General features: G+C 47.8%; 17 protein-coding genes. 6 read left to right on the forward strand and 11 right to left on the reverse strand.

Annotated elements, in window-relative coordinates:
• The first annotated feature begins 23 nt into the window (after positions 1 to 23).
• Positions 24 to 500, forward strand: a complete 477-nt coding sequence (locus M3661_RS22650) for a MarR family winged helix-turn-helix transcriptional regulator (RefSeq protein ID WP_251488818.1) — start codon at positions 24 to 26, stop codon at positions 498 to 500.
• A 321-nt stretch (positions 501 to 821) separates the two neighbouring features.
• A complete protein-coding gene (gene serS / locus M3661_RS22655; protein ID WP_251488820.1) occupies positions 822 to 2105 on the forward strand; it encodes a serine--tRNA ligase in 1284 nt (427 codons plus the stop codon).
• A 53-nt stretch (positions 2106 to 2158) separates the two neighbouring features.
• On the opposite strand, the gene M3661_RS22660 is transcribed toward serS, so the two are convergent.
• The 3 genes from M3661_RS22660 to M3661_RS22670 all read right to left on the reverse strand — a co-directional run bounded on the left by M3661_RS22660 (position 2159) and on the right by M3661_RS22670 (position 4652).
• Positions 2159 to 2677 (reverse strand): VanZ family protein, encoded by a 519-nt coding sequence (locus tag M3661_RS22660; RefSeq protein WP_251488822.1) that lies wholly within the window; start codon positions 2675 to 2677, stop codon positions 2159 to 2161.
• Between the two features lie 13 nt (positions 2678 to 2690).
• Positions 2691 to 3656, reverse strand: coding sequence for a copper amine oxidase N-terminal domain-containing protein (locus M3661_RS22665; protein ID WP_251488824.1), 966 nt, complete (start codon positions 3654 to 3656; stop codon positions 2691 to 2693).
• 330 nt (positions 3657 to 3986) lie between these two features.
• On the reverse strand, positions 3987 to 4652 hold the full coding sequence (locus M3661_RS22670) for a tetratricopeptide repeat protein (RefSeq protein ID WP_251488826.1): 666 nt from the start codon (positions 4650 to 4652) through the stop codon (positions 3987 to 3989).
• Positions 4653 to 4817: 165 nt separating this feature from the next.
• Between M3661_RS22670 and maa the strand changes: the two genes are divergently transcribed.
• Entirely contained in the window at positions 4818 to 5384 is a 567-nt protein-coding gene (gene maa / locus M3661_RS22675) for a maltose O-acetyltransferase (RefSeq protein WP_251488959.1), read from the forward strand.
• Between the two features lie 176 nt (positions 5385 to 5560).
• Here the strand turns inward: maa and M3661_RS22680 are convergent, their stop codons facing one another.
• Entirely contained in the window at positions 5561 to 6520 is a 960-nt protein-coding gene (locus tag M3661_RS22680) for an MraY family glycosyltransferase (protein WP_065292830.1), read from the reverse strand.
• Between the two features lie 250 nt (positions 6521 to 6770).
• Between M3661_RS22680 and M3661_RS22685 the strand changes: the two genes are divergently transcribed.
• Positions 6771 to 7691 (forward strand): aldo/keto reductase, encoded by a 921-nt coding sequence (locus M3661_RS22685; protein WP_251488961.1) that lies wholly within the window; start codon positions 6771 to 6773, stop codon positions 7689 to 7691.
• Between the two features lie 265 nt (positions 7692 to 7956).
• The gene (locus M3661_RS22690; protein ID WP_251488827.1) at positions 7957 to 8583 is read left to right on the forward strand and encodes a nitroreductase family protein; all 627 of its coding nucleotides are present in this window, start codon (positions 7957 to 7959) and stop codon (positions 8581 to 8583) included.
• Between the two features lie 147 nt (positions 8584 to 8730).
• Here the strand turns inward: M3661_RS22690 and pstA are convergent, their stop codons facing one another.
• From pstA to M3661_RS22725, 7 genes are all read right to left on the reverse strand, one after another.
• Positions 8731 to 9612 carry a phosphate ABC transporter permease PstA gene (gene pstA, locus M3661_RS22695; RefSeq protein WP_021254764.1) on the reverse strand — a complete coding sequence of 294 codons (882 nt, stop codon included), beginning with the start codon at positions 9610 to 9612 and terminating at the stop codon, positions 8731 to 8733.
• Entirely contained in the window at positions 9609 to 10562 is a 954-nt protein-coding gene (gene pstC / locus M3661_RS22700; RefSeq protein WP_065292828.1) for a phosphate ABC transporter permease subunit PstC, read from the reverse strand. The genes pstA and pstC overlap by 4 nt, the downstream gene beginning before the upstream one ends.
• Positions 10563 to 10644: 82 nt before the next feature.
• Complete coding sequence (locus tag M3661_RS22705; protein ID WP_251488830.1) at positions 10645 to 11508, reverse strand: phosphate ABC transporter substrate-binding protein; 864 nt, start codon at positions 11506 to 11508, stop codon at positions 10645 to 10647.
• A 26-nt stretch (positions 11509 to 11534) separates the two neighbouring features.
• Positions 11535 to 12977, reverse strand: a complete 1443-nt coding sequence (locus M3661_RS22710) for a stalk domain-containing protein (protein WP_251488835.1) — start codon at positions 12975 to 12977, stop codon at positions 11535 to 11537.
• Positions 12978 to 13266: 289 nt separating this feature from the next.
• Positions 13267 to 13980 (reverse strand): class I SAM-dependent methyltransferase, encoded by a 714-nt coding sequence (locus M3661_RS22715; RefSeq protein ID WP_251488838.1) that lies wholly within the window; start codon positions 13978 to 13980, stop codon positions 13267 to 13269.
• Positions 13981 to 14006: 26 nt separating this feature from the next.
• Entirely contained in the window at positions 14007 to 14636 is a 630-nt protein-coding gene (locus M3661_RS22720; protein WP_251488841.1) for an HXXEE domain-containing protein, read from the reverse strand.
• A 128-nt stretch (positions 14637 to 14764) separates the two neighbouring features.
• Entirely contained in the window at positions 14765 to 15370 is a 606-nt protein-coding gene (locus M3661_RS22725) for a TetR/AcrR family transcriptional regulator (RefSeq protein ID WP_251488843.1), read from the reverse strand.
• Between the two features lie 267 nt (positions 15371 to 15637).
• Between M3661_RS22725 and M3661_RS22730 the strand changes: the two genes are divergently transcribed.
• Positions 15638 to 16396 carry a DeoR/GlpR family DNA-binding transcription regulator gene (locus tag M3661_RS22730; RefSeq protein WP_251488846.1) on the forward strand — a complete coding sequence of 253 codons (759 nt, stop codon included), beginning with the start codon at positions 15638 to 15640 and terminating at the stop codon, positions 16394 to 16396.
• The last annotated feature ends 2 nt before the right edge of the window (positions 16397 to 16398 follow it).

A 16398-nucleotide genomic window follows, 5' to 3' on the forward strand; every position in this document is an offset into this window, starting at 1 on the left:
GCACAACAGGAGATGAAACCATCATGACTTCTAAGCCGGACAACACCATGCAGCCAAGCGACATGCTCAAGCTGGACCAACAGCTCTGCTTCGCCATCTACGCAGCATCCAAGGAAGTAACGAAGCTCTATCGGTCTATGCTGGAGAAGCTGGAGCTAACTTATCCACAATACATTACACTGCTTGCATTATGGGAGCAAGACAATGTCACCGTGAAGGAGCTTGGCCAGCAGCTGTTCCTCGACTCAGGAACATTGACACCTATGCTCAAGCGGATGGAGCAGCAGCAGTTGATTGAGCGGAAGCGGGGAGCACAGGACGAGCGGCATGTATTCATTACCTTAACGAATAAGGGACGTGACTTGAAGTCAGCTGCCAGCTGCATTCCGGCGGAGCTCGTCAGCAAGGCGGCTGGCGCAGATATTCCAGTTGACAGCTTGATGCGCAATCTTCAGGAGCTTACCGCTTATCTGCAAACTATCAACCATGTGGGCGAATAGTGCGTTGACTTTTGGGAAAGATGCTATATAATGATATCAACAAATTAGATACGGTTATTCGCCAATGAAGAGCATCCAACTCGGAGGCGTTCTCGTCAAGGCGTCGGCTTGCCCGGCGTGCCCTAAGTGAACCGGCACCGCCCGTTACCGCGGAACCAAGAGGATCTTCAGCATGCTTCCGGTGTGCTGTCTGCTTACTTGCAGCGCTGAAGATCAAGTTGGGTGGCACCGCGAGCTAGCGCTCCTCGTCCCAATCGGATGAGGAGCGCTATTTGTATTTCTATTCGTACAACATCACTCGCGGTAAAGGAGACGGTTCACATGCTAGATATGAAATGGGTTCGCAATCATCCAGAAAAGGTGCAGCTGGCAGCTCGACAAAAAGGAATTGACTTCAATGTTCAGGAACTGCTTGCATGCGATCAGCTTCGCCGAGAGCTGCTGCAGAACACGGATGCCTTGCGACAGGATCGCAATACCCTGACCTCCCGGATCGCAGCAGCAATGCGTCTAGGGGAACAGCAGAACGAAGTTGACACATGGAAGGCGCAAGTACGCCAATGCAACGACAAGCTCGCACAATTCGAAGCGAAGCTAACCGAGGCCGAGCAACAGTTCAGCCGCCTACAGCTGCTGGTGCCGAACATCACATCTGCAGATACTCCGGTCGGCGCTTCGGATGAGGATAATATAGAAGTGCGGCAGGTCGGGGAAATCCCCAGCTTCGAATACCCACTGCTTGATCATGTCGAGCTTGGCGAGCAGCTGGGCCTCTTCGATCTTCGCCGCGGGGTTAAGGTGGCAGGCTCTCGCGGCTACTATCTGAAAAATGCTGGACTGCTCCTTCATCGTGCTGTACAGCAGCTTGCACTCGACCTGCTCATGGATCATGGGTTCACTGTGATGGATGTTCCACTTATGGTTCGTCAGGACGCGCTCGTCGGTACCGGATTCTTCCCGCTTGGCGAGGATCAATGCTATGCCCTGCCGGAGGATGGCCTGTGGCTTGTCGGCACATCGGAAGTAAGCCTCGTCTCCTATTGCAGCAACGAAATTGTAGACGTCACCGAGCCGATTCGCATGGCTGGCGTATCTGCCTGCTTTCGGCGCGAGGTAGGCTCCGCGGGCCGAGATGTTCGCGGCCTATACCGCGTCCATCAATTTGCAAAGGTTGAGCAAGTCATCATTGCACCGAATGATGCCGAAATGTCGAATCAGCTGTTGGAGGAAATGGTAGGCTACTCGGAAGCCATCCTGCAAGCGTTGGAGCTTCCTTACCGTGTAATGGCGGTATGTACTGGGGATATGTCGCAGAAGACGCATAAGCAATATGATATCGAGACATGGATGCCGTCGCGTCATCAATTTGGAGAGACACATTCTGCATCGAACTTGCTTGATTTCCAAGCTCGCCGCTGCAACATTCGCTATCGCGACGAAGCGGGAGAACTCCAATATTGTCATACGCTGAACAATACAGCAGTAGCCAGCCCACGCATTCTTATCCCACTGCTGGAGAATCATCAGCAGGCTGATGGATCCATTCGCATTCCAAAAGCCCTTCAGCCGTATATGCGTGGTATGGAAGTAATCAAGCCGCAATAAATTACAAGAAGGCCGCTGGAGATCATGCCTCCAGCGGCCTTGCTTCCTTAGCTTTATGGAAAATGCAGCCCTCTTCCCTTCCCCTTGCGGCGGCTGAACAAGCCTGCGATGAGGAACAACAGCACGACGAGCACAACCCCAATCGAGTCTACCGCGACGTCAATCGCATGTCCGGTTCGATTCGGGACGAAGCTCTGATGCCACTCATCGGATGCTGCATATACTATAGAAATGACGGCGCCAATAATAATGGCCATCCAACGTTCCCCTCTCATAGCGAGCAATGTTCGAATGACAAGAAAAGCTAATATCGCGTATTCCGTTACATGTGCTCCCTTGCGAATGAAAAACTCCACAAAATCATAAGGCTGCTTCCAAGTCACCAAGCCTCCATCATACGTAAACTCAATATGCGGCAGCCACTGCTCCAGTATCGGCAGCGGCAGCCAAGCCGCGAGTGTCGGCCGTAGATCTTGATCCGCATACGTCTGGGAAGACTTATAGAAAATAAAAGCCATCCATGCTACTGTGGCAAGCAGCCACCATACCATTTTCTTATTCCGTACCTTCATGTGTACTCCTTCCTTACATGCGCTCCTCCAGGAGAGGTCGCACATCCGTCCGCTTCTCTCCTCGAATAGACATTACTGCGTCAGCATTTGATCGCAGCTTCATCTTCACCTCGAACTTGCCAAGCTCCGTCGAACGGCCTTGCGCGTCTATTTTACCATACGTAACGAAATCCTCTACGGGGAAGGAATGACGGAAGTATACCATCGCTGAGCCGAAGTCTGGCTTGCTTCCGATTTCTTCAATAACCTTATCCGCAGTCGTACCTGTTCTCCCCTGCCATATAACCTCAGCCAATCCGTCCTCTGAAATCGCAATGATGCTTGTAACATCCTTAATATGATAGCGGTAACGAAGCGCCTCCCCTTCTGGGAACACAATGGTCGCCTCGAAACCTTCTGACCGCGGCTTGATCTCCCGGTTCGGATAGACAAGCGGCAGACGCAGCGCTTCCTGTCGGGCTGTTTCCAGGTCTCCCGCCCGTATCAACTCGTCACGCTTCACCCGCTCCGGTGTGCGAATGATGGCGGCCCTCTTCTTCACATCCCATTTGACCTTGCCACCGAGCGCTTCACTAATGAATCGCAGCGGCACATAAGTATGGCCCTCTATTATTCGAACAGGGGCATCAAGCGCCACCTTTTTCCCATTTACCCAAGCGATAGGCTGTTCCGCAACCAGCTTAATCGTACGTGATTTATCGGCAGAGTATACCCATACCGTTTTGGCAGCTGAATCCCATTTGTAGGTGATATCCTGCATGCCTTTATTGCCATCCTGAATGAAATAGCTATAATCATCAAATGCAAACAGCGGAACGACGATATGCTGCTGATCCCATCGCCACTCCGTTATATCGTATCCATTGAAGTACACCTTCGTCTGCTGCTTAGCGGATGGTGCTGCTTGTTCGGCCTGTGCCTGCATTGAGGAACCGAACCATACCAACATGCTTATCATGATGAGCAGCCACTTTCTCATATTCGTTCCGCTCCTTTCACAATCTTTACTTTCCTTAGGGATTCTACTTCTTTAGACATATCCCTGCTAGAAAAAGTTTCAAATTTCGACGAAAGACGAGGATAATGAGGCTCCAATCCTTACTATGTTAGCAACATTTAATGTCTTGCAAGGAAGCATGCAAATGAACAATCACTGTTCAATTTCTTCTGATGACCTAGCAATGATAGTATGCTTATGTCCTTCGAACGAAATCTGCATAGCACATCGCCAAAAAAGCTCTGTCATTCGACAGAGCTAGTTCGAACATAATTTGTTATTCATACCACTATCGTTCATGTGCCATGCTTGCTATTTCTTCATTGCACATCGCAGCATCCATTTGCGTTCCTTGCGCTTCATATATCGAGGCAGTCCCCGGTAGATATGGATGCCCTCTTCCCATGCCTTCTTCGCATCTTCCTTCTGCCCCATCTGCTCATACAACACACCAAGCCGATAGTAAGCTTCACAAGAGGAAGCGTGAATATCTTGAAAAGACTGCAAGTAAGCTACAGCCTTCGCCTTATCCGAATTGGAATATATCGCAGCGAGCCGCAAATAGGGCTGCCAGTATTTAACTCGGGGATTCAATTCTAATGCGCGAACAATAGCCGCTTCTCCCAATTCGTTGTCCCCTGTATGTAAATAGCAGGTTCCTAGATCATCCCAATACTCTGCTGATTGCTCCATTCGCTCTTGCAATGGTTCGAGATATTCGCGCGCTTCACGATAGCGTTTGCGTTCCATCAGCAGCCTTGCTAGTTCATGCTTGGATGATACATCGTGGGGATTCGCCACCAGCTGCTGCCGGAGCTTCGAAGTCCGACTCCATCTCTTAAGCGGTTGGAAGATACTCGGGGATAATCCAATGAACTGCCGATCAACGAAGTATACAATCATTAGCAATACGATGATCGCAAGAAATGGATTGCCAAGCAGCCAAGTAAGCATTCCGAAGGCTAGTAATTTACTCAACGTTGTTTCACACCCTCTACTAAGGATGCAACTATCATACCATATTTTGGGGTACCAAAAATAGATAGATTCTCTTCCTTGCAAATGATGCTGTCACCCTCGATAATAACGGTATTACACAACACCCCCTGCTTATTATAGGGATATGGAGAGGAGCTACACATGATGACCACACGTACAGAGAAAGAAAAAATGATAGCAGGCGACATGTATATGGCCGCAGATGAAGAGCTATTTAGAGATCGTGAACAAGCGAGACGCCTAACTCGTATGTACAACCAAACGATTGAAACAGACTATAGCGATCGAACAGAATTACTCCAGAAATTATTCGGTGCCGTAGGTGAAGGCGCATACATTGAACCTACCTTCCGCTGTGATTACGGCTATAACATTTATCTTGGCAAAGGATTCTATGCGAACTTCGACTGTGTAATGCTGGATGTATGCGAGATTCACATTGGGGACAACTGCTTCCTCGCACCAGGCGTTCATATCTATACAGCGACTCACCCATTGGATCCCATGGAGCGAATCTCCGGCGTTGAATTCGGCAAGCCAGTTACAATTGGAGATCGCGTATGGATTGGCGGTCGCGCGGTCATTAATCCAGGCGTCAATATCGGTAATAATGTTGTTGTGGCATCCGGTGCAGTGGTTACGAAGGATGTACCAGACAACGTTGTCGTCGCTGGCAACCCTGCACGAATTATTAAGCATATTGAAGTCTAGCACGATGATAGAACAGGCTCCGAACCAGTAAAGTTCGAGGCCTTCATTGCTTTGTAATGGGACATATGGACGCTCCGATAAAGGATAAATCCCCCTTACCAGCAACCCATTTGCTAAAATCACAAAAAGAGCCTTTCCTGAACGGAAAGGCTCTCTGTCATCATGTATGAATTGTCTTATACCTGAAGCAGCGTCAAAATAATGGACGTTAATCCGAAGCACAGATTGACTAAGCACAACACGGCCACTACCTGCTTCTGATTCAGACCTCCTGCCAACAGCCGGTAATGAGCTTGCGTAGCATCGGCTTTGTAAACAGGCTGGCCATTCAGCATCCGACGGATGACAACGAATACGTTATCAAGAATCGGAACACCTAAGGCCAAAATCGGAATGAACAAGGACAATACAGTCGCCTGCTTGAAGGCACCATCCAAGGCAATTACGCCGAGAATAAAACCTAAGAATGTCGCACCTGCATCCCCCATGAACACCTTCGCCGGCGGCTTGTTAAATCGTAAATAGCCAATGGATGCTCCCACGAGAATAATGGCCATCATCGCAGATACATTCTGCCCTTGCGCAAGTGCTACTGCGAACAAAGTTCCACCTGATATCGCTGTTAATCCACCTGCCAGACCATCCATTCCATCCGAGAAGTTAATCACGGTTGTTACACCGAAGATCCACATCACAGTCAAGATGCACTGCAGCCATGCAGGCAAGTTTACGAACTCATGCGTGAATGGGTTCGTAAAGCCTTCGAAGGTAATTCCTGATAGATATACGATAACTGCTGCGCATATTTGCACGAGCAGCTTCGGCAGTGCTGGAAATTCCTTGCCATGCGTCTTGTACCAATCATCAACGGTGCCGATTGCAAGAATCAACAGCCCTCCGCTAATAATCGCGATGGACTCGATCGCAGAATTCCGGACAAAAATAACATAGGCTACAATAAATGCGATAAATATGGCAATGCTCGCCGTAAGAGGGATCGGCTCCCGATGAATTTTCCGTTCATTATCCGGCATGGGCTTGTCTACAAAATCAATCCGGAATGCAAGCTTGCGCAGTGGAGGTATCAAAAACATCACGATACATGAAGAGATCAGAAAAGCTAATAAATAATACATACCTTCCTCCTGTAATCATGCGTTAATCAGACATAATCAGTGATCTTACTGAAACATACTTTGCAACTATAACTCATATTATCATGAATAATAGCGGATATTGAAATTAAATTTTTTTTATCTAGGTCCTGTCACACCGAAAACTCCCGTTTATAGGCTTGGCACAACTTCCTGTGCTATCATTACGGTAAGCAGCATACACATCAACCCTAAAGTTAATATGTGAACAATATAGAAAGGTGTGAGTCTTCTGCAATATCGCAAACTGGGCAAGACAGGAATGAAGGTGTCGGTTATCGGCGTAGGTACTTGGCAATTCGGCGGGGAATGGGGACACGATTATACCCAATCAGAAGTTGATCGTATCCTACATAAAGCGAAAGATCTTGGCATTAACTTCATTGACACGGCTGAATGCTACGGAGACCACTTGTCTGAATCATTCATTGGGGATTACTTAAGCCGGGACAACCGCGAGGATTGGGTCGTGGCAACGAAGTTCGGACATCAATTCCATTCCCACTTGAATCGGACGAATCAATATGGCGCGCCAGAAGTGTTGAAGCAGCTTGATGATTCCTTGCGTGCACTCAAGACCGAGTACATCGATTTATACCAATTCCATTCGGGCGATGACGAGGCGTTCAACAATGACGCGCTCTGGACCATGCTGGACAAGCAGAAGGAAGCGGGTAAAATTCGCCATATCGGTCTATCCTTGAACAAAAGCAACAGTATGCATCAGACTACCAATGCAGCCGATATAGGCGCAAGCGTCATTCAAGTCGTCTATAACCGACTGGATCGAGGCCCCGAGCAGGATGTGTTCCCTTCCTGCACTCATCAGAACCTGGGCGTTCTTGCACGTGTTCCACTCGCTAGCGGCTTGTTAAGCGGCAAATACAAGCCAGGCACATCCTTCGCCGACAATGATGTACGGCATCGCCATGAGCAGCAGTTCATTGATGACCGTCTGCAGCAAGCCGAGTACATTCAACAGACCGAGGTGCCTGAAGGAGTAAGCTTGGCAGAGTGGGCGCTCGCTTGGTGCTTGCGTCATGACGCGGTTACAAGCGTCATTCCAGGCTGCAAGAACGAAGCCCAAGTCGAGGCCAATGCGAGAGCTGCACGACTCGTAACGGCGGATCATCCGCAGCTCTGGCAGAACTAATTTCGCCAATACCCTGTACCATCCGCATCCGCGAATAGTGCGGCGTGCGGCATCAGCAGACGAGAGGCATGCATGCCTCTCGTTTTTTGCGCATTAAGATGTGCCTCTCTTCGCTTTCTACAGCTTGCCGATGTTTAGGAAGTTCAACAAAATGTGTGATAATTTTAATATTTTTTCGTAAATTACTTACTTTATTATAGTTAATATGATATGATTCTTTTACTACCAATTTAACGGACGATAAATGAACCAGGAGATGATACATATGCACGATGTAGAAACGATCGTTAAACAAAGACGTTCCGCGAACAAGTTCTTGAAGGATGTCGAAATCTCGGAAAAGGAACTTACCGAAATGTTCTCGCTCACGAAGTTCGCTCCATCCGCCTTCAATCTGCAACATACACATTATGTGGCAGTTACGGATAAAGACAAAATGAATATGCTGTACGAGGCTGCATTCAAACAATATAAAGTGTTGACCGCATCGGCTGTCATAGTTGTACTCGGTGATATGGATGCCTATAAACATGTTGCCGCCATGAATGAGGGGCTGCTCAATCTTGGTGTCATCAGCCAACAGGAATACGATCAAATCATAAGCAGTACGACGGATTTTTATCTCAATCGCGGGGAGTCCTTCCGTCACGAAGATGCCGTACGCAATGCCAGCCTCTCTGCCATGCAGCTCATGCTTATTGCCAAGGATAAGGGCTGGGACACTTGCCCGATGATTGGCTATGATCCGGATAAGGTTCGCAGTGCGCTCAACGTCCCTGATCATCTCGTCCCCGTTATGATGATCACCATTGGCAAGGAGGATACCTCCAGCCAGCGCCCACGCGGATATCGCAAGCCTGTTCACGAATTCGTTACATTCCAATCTTTCTAAGCTTCCAAATCCATAATGAAGAAAGCTTCCCGAAACAAGCCATCTCGGGAAGCTTTTTTAGCTTTGCGATTGTTGTGGACGACCAACACGATAACAATCCCATGCAGGAGAGCCTATTGGCTCTCCTGCATGGGATGATGAATGGACTTACTTTTTCAATTTGCGATTATTGAACCAGAGTGGAATGCGGAACACGAGATTGATGAATAAGACGACGAAGACGAGCACCGCTGCTGCCTTATCGGCAATCTGACTAGCATCCTCTACAATTGCCTCGGATTGCACATACCAGAGATGAACGGCAAGTGTTTCGCCCGGGGAGAACAGATTGAAGTCCCACATCTCTCCGGAAGTACTCAAGCCCGCAGTAAGAATAATAACCGCTGATTCACCAAATGCACGACCAGCTACCAAGCATATGCCCGTAATAATCGCTTGAAGTGCTACAGGAAGAACTACTGTCCGAATCGTCTGGAACTTCGTTGTGCCAAGTGCATAGGCTGCATTGCGCAGATCGACCGGCACATCGCGGATCGCTTCTTCCGTAACGCGGCACAGCATAGGCAGGTTAAGGAATGCCAAGCTTACTGCCCCGCCTAGTATTGTAAGTCCAATTTGGAAGTACTCTGCAAAGATTGCGAGTCCAAGCAAGCCGAACACAATCGAAGGAACGGATGATAAGGATTCCACGCACATGCGAAGCCCTTCTGTAAAGCGATTTGCAGGCGCATATTCCGCCATATAGATACCTGCCCCAACTCCAATTGGAACGGAGATTAGCAAGGACAAGATCAAGATGTAGAACGAGTTGAACAATACAGTGCCGATACCGCCACCCGCATCCATCTCTTCCGGAACCTTCATTAAGAATTCCAAGGTGATGCCTGGCAGCCCCTTGCTCAATATGGTGTACAGCAGCCAGAAGATCAGCATCAGCACCGCTATTCCTAACGCATAGAACAGCCCTGTAGCCACCTGATTGTACAGCTTGGCGCGATTGTTTTGGCCGCTTGCTGTGAACGAACTCATGCGCGAGCGCCCCCTCTCTTGCTAATGAAGCGAATAACGACAATCAGCAGGAAGGAGATGAGCAGAAGCAGGAATGCCATCATATGAAGCGCGTAGTTCCATGTTGAGTCGAACTCCACGTTCGAGATTTGCATGACGATGTTGCTCGTAAGAACCGCAGTTGGCGTGAACAACGAATCGGCAAGCTGTGCCGTATTCCCGATAACCATAACAACGGCCATCGTTTCTCCAATTGCACGGGTCATACCCAGAATAATTGCTGCAACAATCCCCCGCTTCGCAGCCGGGAGTACAACTCTCATAATGACCTGCAAGCGGGTGGAGCCTAGCGCATAAGCCGCTTCCCGATATTTCTTCGGTACGGCTGCAATCGCTTCGTCACTGACCCGACATATGGTCGGTAATATCATAAGGGATAGAACGAGCGCGGCTGCCAGCAAGCCGTCTCCCAAGTTCTCCCCTGTCCATTCACGAATAAGTGGTATTAATACGGTCAATCCAAGATATCCATACACAATGGAAGGAATCCCAACCAGCAAGTCGAGCACTGGTCGTACGAACCTTTTGAACCACATTGGAGAGATCTCCACAAGCAGAACGGCCATACCAACAGAAATAGGAACGGCAATCACTAGGGTTAGCCCTGTTAATAGCAGCGTGTTAATGATAAATGCACCGGCCCCGAATTTCCCATCTTCCGGCGTCCAATCAAGTGATAAGAAGAAATCTGACAGCGAGATGTCGCGGAAGGTCAAGATTCCCGTCTTGCCAATGAAGAAGATGACCAGTCCGAGCACAACACATAAAGCTAAAATGCACAGCAGGAATAAGTACTGGAACAGGCGGTTCGTAAATCGTACCCGTGCATAACGATCGAACCGGCTTTTCTTGGATGTAGTTAGGATATTGGCTCCGGCTACCGGCGCCAGCTCTTGAACAGGCGTGCTCATTCTCGTTCCCCCATAGAACAACCAGCCCCCGACTTCCTGAGGGCTGGCCGTGAATGAAATCTCTTACCGTGAATCGTTCAACTTACTTCATTGCGGAAATCGGGATGAACTTCAACTTTTTCAACGAACCTTGTTGGAACTTCGCGCTTTGAATGTACTCAATGAATGCTTTTGTAGCGCCAGTTGGTTGACCTTTTGTCATGTAGTAGCCATATGCCCATACAGGGTACTTGCCTTTGATTACGTTGTCTGTGGAAGCTTCTACGCCGTTGAATTTAACAGCTTTAACATCACTATTCACGTATACAAGATCGATGTAGCCGATTGCGTTAGGTGTTGTTGCAACAGCTGTCTTCATGTCGCCGCTGGAACCAACTTCTTTGTAGTTGTCCTTCTTCTTCGTAATGTCGCCGCCATCCAATGATTTCAATTGGTAGTTAACGCGCGTACCGGAACCGAAGGAACGAGTGATAACAACGATATCCGCGTTGTCGCCGCCAACATCTTTCCAGTTCGTAATTTTACCGGAGTAGATGCCTTTCAACTGTTCAGTCGTCAGGTTGTCTACTTTTACGTTTTTGTTCACGATTGTCGCGAATGGAATTACCGCTACTTTGTGAGCCACTTGACCTTCGAATGCTTTGAATCCTGGAACGTCCATGCTTGCATCCCAGTCGCATGCGCCGATTTCAGCGATGCCTTTCTTAACAGCTTGTGGTCCAGTGATGGAGCCTTTACCGGAAGCTGCAACTTTCACTTTTGGATGCAGCTTCTGGAACTCCTTCGCTGCTTGCAATGTCATTGGCAGCAATGCCGTTGAACCATTGATTGTTACTTTGCCTTTCAATTCGTCCTTAGCCAGAGCTGTAGACGCTCCTCCCAAAGCTGAAGATACAAGGAATAAAGATGCGAGAATTGCCAAAGATGCGATTTTTAATTTTCTCATTGTTATTGCTCTCCCTTCGGAACTGTTTATTTCGTTAACGTAACCGCTTGATTATTAGCTACCAATTTCACTTGTCCATCCTCGATAACCGCAACTTGAGAACCGTCTGCGGAAGGGAATACTTCAATAATCGCACCTTCAGTTGTATACAGCTTCGACTTGGAGCCATCTGCCTTCACCACATAGATGCTCGACTTGCCGTCTTTCTCTGTTGCAGCGATAATCAATTGGCCCTTCGCAGAAATAACAGCAACGGATACATCTACATCAGCTACGAGATCCGATACCTTCTTCTCCTTCGCATGAACAACCTTCAATACGCTGTTCTCAACCTTACCCTCTGTATCACCACTCACATAGACAGCTCTTCCGTCTGCCAGCAGGTTCGGATACAGCTTGTTGTCCGACGTAGTTGTCAACTGAACCGGCTTCGCATCCTTCGCAGTCAGATCCAGTGTGAACAACTGGGAGCCTGCTCCGGAGAAGTCGATGGATAAGGAGTCTTCTGTGCTATCCTTGTCATTTTTCGCTACGCCTGTAATGTTAACTGCGTACAGAACCGTCTTGTCATCTGCCGACAGGCGGATGTCCGACTTGTTTTCTACTTTATCAGCCAGCACGCTTGTAATCTTGCCGCTGTCTACGTTCACGTAAGCGATTTTCTCTTGCTTGTCCCCTTGTACGAAGTACACTTTTTTACCGTCTGCGGACCATGTCAGATCAGTCTTTACGGAAGTATCTTTACCAATTGCCTGTGCAGTTCCAAGGCTCAGATCCATCAAGTACAATTGACTGGACTCATCCGTAAATACGCCCCACTTCAGGTCAGGCGATACTGCTGTGTTTGCTGCGTTCTCATTAGAAGTCAATGCATCGTATATCCGGTATGTAGAATTCCATTTATACAATTGAACCGTTCCATCAGCTTCGCGAGCCGCTATCACTTCACCGTTGCTGTTCACGCGCGGGGAGCTGAAATCGCCCTCGAGAGGCTTCACACTAACAACATCCAGCTTGCTGCCGGAACCAGATACTTCTCCGCCAAGTGCTTCAACAAGTGCGTTAAGCTCCGCGTAGATCACACCTTTTTGCTCTAACGGTGCAACTGAGAAGTTCTTCGCAGCGCCATCCACTTCATAAGCGCCCGAGTTCACTCGAACCGTAATCGTCTGCGCTGGGTTGCCACCAACGAGTGTAATTCCGCTCTTGCTTTCTTGGATATCTGCGCCAAAAATATTGGCGATGTCGCGAACGGAGTACAATACCGTTCCTTTGACATTTAGTGTGCGAATATTGCTGCTTACACCATCAACCCCGATTGACAGATTGGATGCTTTTGCTGCTTCCTTCGTCACTGCTGCGATGCTTACTTGCCCTTTGTTTGCTTCCGCTGCGCTGACAGCACTAGTAGAAATGATCGTAGATAGTGCGAGCGACGTTGCGATGACCGTTAACATGTTACGATTCATGTCTTCACCCTTTTCTCATGGCAATAGGTATTGCAATAGGCTTCTGGAAGTATTTTCACATACGAATGTTAACGGGAATCGTGAGTAATATTTTGGAATTGTAAATTTTCGGGTTTACGCAAACAAAAAAAAAAGCAGCCTTGATTGCTCAAGTCCGCCTGTTCCGAATGCTCTCATTTTTCGTTCACTCTACATACATTGCCTGCATTTCGCTCTCTCTGCCAGATTTACACCTAATCCCTTCTTCATAAATCCATTGATAGAACCATATCTCGAGTTCATCATGTCGCTACTTCTTCTTGATGTACAGCATTGTATTGCCGCCGCGCATGAATTCATAAGGAACCGTACATTCCTGTACCTCACAGCCAAGATGCTTGGCCTGCTCGATCACGATGTCTACTTGAGGTGGCCGCTTCCCTGCCAAGTCAATCAACGGGAAAATTCGTACTTCCTCCTTCGCTACACGAAGCAGTTGAGCGAGCGTATTGCGGTGAAACGCTTCATCCAGCCGATCTCCGTACATGAAGAGGAAATGTGCGGAGAGAACCACGTCAAACTCTCCGTCCTCGAAAGGGAGAGACGGAAGAGTCGCATGAACATACCGATGCGGTTCTTCTCTTCGATGTACTGAGCAGTCCCGCAATGCTTGCAAACGATGGGCTCGCAAGCCATCGATATCACCGAAGAACCCCCACTCGTATTGTTCAGCAGCATACGCCATCTGCTCCATCGCATGCGCTACATCCTGTAGTCCCTTCCGCTGCAAATCATCAGCAGCATATTCATATGCGATGTCGCATGCCATAACATCAATCCCCTGACGAACTGCCGCTGCGGTGAAGGAACAAGCCCCTGATGGGCAGTCTAATATGCGCTTCCCTTGCAGATCTTCGATGTTCAAGTCGAACATGCTGATATATTCATCGTAGGTTCGCCCGATAAATACGATACGCTCCAAATCAAGCTTCATAACTCCGTCATTCTGTTCATTCCCTGGCATCTTCATCTCTCCCACCTTTTATTCATTTACATCTGCTTGGAATAGGGGCCTAACTGATTCGCCGTAAAGCGATATGGGGAGTTCGGATTCTTGAGCCACATATTCCCCTTAACGATCAAGACATATACGGCAGCAAGGAAGTAAACCGTCCCAATGATCCAATCAGATGTATGGACAATTCCTGTCGTTGTAATATAAAAAACATACCAGCACCCAACAGGGATGTGCAAGACTAACACAGAGAAGAGTCCGGGATTGTAGAGAGATCCTGCCTTACTATTTGCGAAAATACCATGCCAGATTAATTGAAAGAACCCCATGAACATGGGAGCGAGACCAAGCCATATCACTTCAGGGAACAAGACGGGCAGCAAATAAAACACATAAGCAATAATCAGGTTAATAATCATAGCCGAATGCAGGTTCAGCGGATAATTGTGAGGATGCTTGCTCTTGAATAGAACTGCATTGAACAAGCCCCCGAAGTATCCAGGCCACCGATATTCTTCGAATTGGTGAACCAGAATCGCCACGAAGCTCAACCACAGCATCACCGTGATGTCAGGAATCGCAGTTCCTCTTACCAACAAATAGATACACACCATGACAGCAACAACCATTCCAAGATCCTGCCAATACTTTCTGAGAACATCCATCTCGATTGCCTCCTATTCGCAGGGACACAGCCTCTGCATGTGTAATGGACTTCATCATCATTGCAAGGTTGCTAGGTTCAAGAACGAGTCACCTCTGGAATTGCATCATTCAAGCAAATTCAAAAAATTCATGATTGTAATCTTGAATCTCGATGGAAATAGCGTGCAAACAACAAGTCAATCTGTGCTTCGACAGACGCAACTGCCACTCCCGTACCCGATTCAAGCAGAGGCTTCATTAATACGGGGAGAAACACGGCCCCGAATAGCTGCATCATCATCATTGTTAATCCTTCATGATTGTCCTCGCGCGTAATTTCCTGGATTGTATGCTGAACTTTGTCAAAGCCGACAGCTTGCAGAAATTGTCCATACTCTTGCTGAGAGGCAAACATGGCAGAGCCAGCAGTTATCGTACGTGAGATAATCGCTGGATATTGTTGAATGACCTGTACATATTGAATCAGGAACAAGCGCAGTCGTTGCAGAGGCTCTATGCTGCGATCATCAAGAACGTTGAACGAGCTGCGGAAGCCAGATAACAATATTTTGATTGCCTCATTGATCAGAGCATCCTTCGATCCGAAGTAGTAGTTGATTAGTGCTATGTTCGTGTTGGAGCGAGACGCTACTTTGCGAATCGTAATCTGCTCAAATCCTTCCTCCTTGATCATATCCAGGGTCGCATTCAAGATCTTCTCCTTCGTCTCAAGCGACTTTTCAGGTTGCTTCATCTAATCCCTCCCGCACATGATTTAAACAATGATTTAAACAATGATTTAAACAATGTTTAAAATATCGTTTAACCATATACTACCACTCCTGTTTTATCCAATCAACCCTAATTTGATCCATCCTTCACATTCGCGTCTTCAGATGTGTGTCCCGTTGCATTTCTACGTTTTTCACATAAAATAGAGCTTATATTTATACAAAAAAACTTACATGTACTTGAAATATTGCTTACATATACTTAAAATCAGAAGTATGAGGTGGAGAATATGTACCAAGAAGAGCGCCTTCTGCGCATATTAACGCATTTAGAAGAGCAAGACACGATGACTGTCGGAGAAATCTGCGCGATGTTCGACATTTCCAGAGATACGGCAAGGCGTGACATCGTGAAGCTGACTGAAAGCGGTGCCGTAACACGTACCCATGGAGGAATTACGCTCCCCCGGCTGGAACAGAAGATTGAGGCCTATGCTGCTCGACTGCATAATGAACCAGACGGCAAGATGCGCATCGGACGCCATGCCGCTAAGCTTGTTCAAGATCACGACATGATCTTTCTGGACGTATCGACCACAGTGCAGTGCATCATACCGCATCTAAAGCCTGCTTATGCAACCGCCGTGACCCATTCGATTGATAATGCTTGTATGTTGGCTGATCAAGCCGCGGTACAGACCCATCTATTAGGAGGCATCGTGCAGCCGAAGACAAGACATTTATCTGGCTACTCGACGCTAGACAAGCTGCGTGATTTCCAATTCGATAAGGCGTTCTTAGGCGCAGCAGGCATCTCGGAAGCAGGCATTTATTATCATTATGAAGAAGACATATATATGAAGAGAGAAATTGTTAGCCGTTCAAGGCAGACAATCGTACTTGCGGATTATACGAAGCTCGGACACACCCATTACTATCGGGGGCTATCCTTGTCCGACATCGATATTCTCATTACGAACCAGCCACTGTCGCCTGAGCTAGCCAATGCGATGAAGGCCAATCATGTGCAAGTGATCATAATCTCTTAAAC

Source organism: Paenibacillus sp. MER 180 (genome assembly GCF_023713665.1).
Classification (GTDB): Bacteria; Bacillota; Bacilli; order Paenibacillales; family Paenibacillaceae; genus Paenibacillus_B; species Paenibacillus_B suaedae.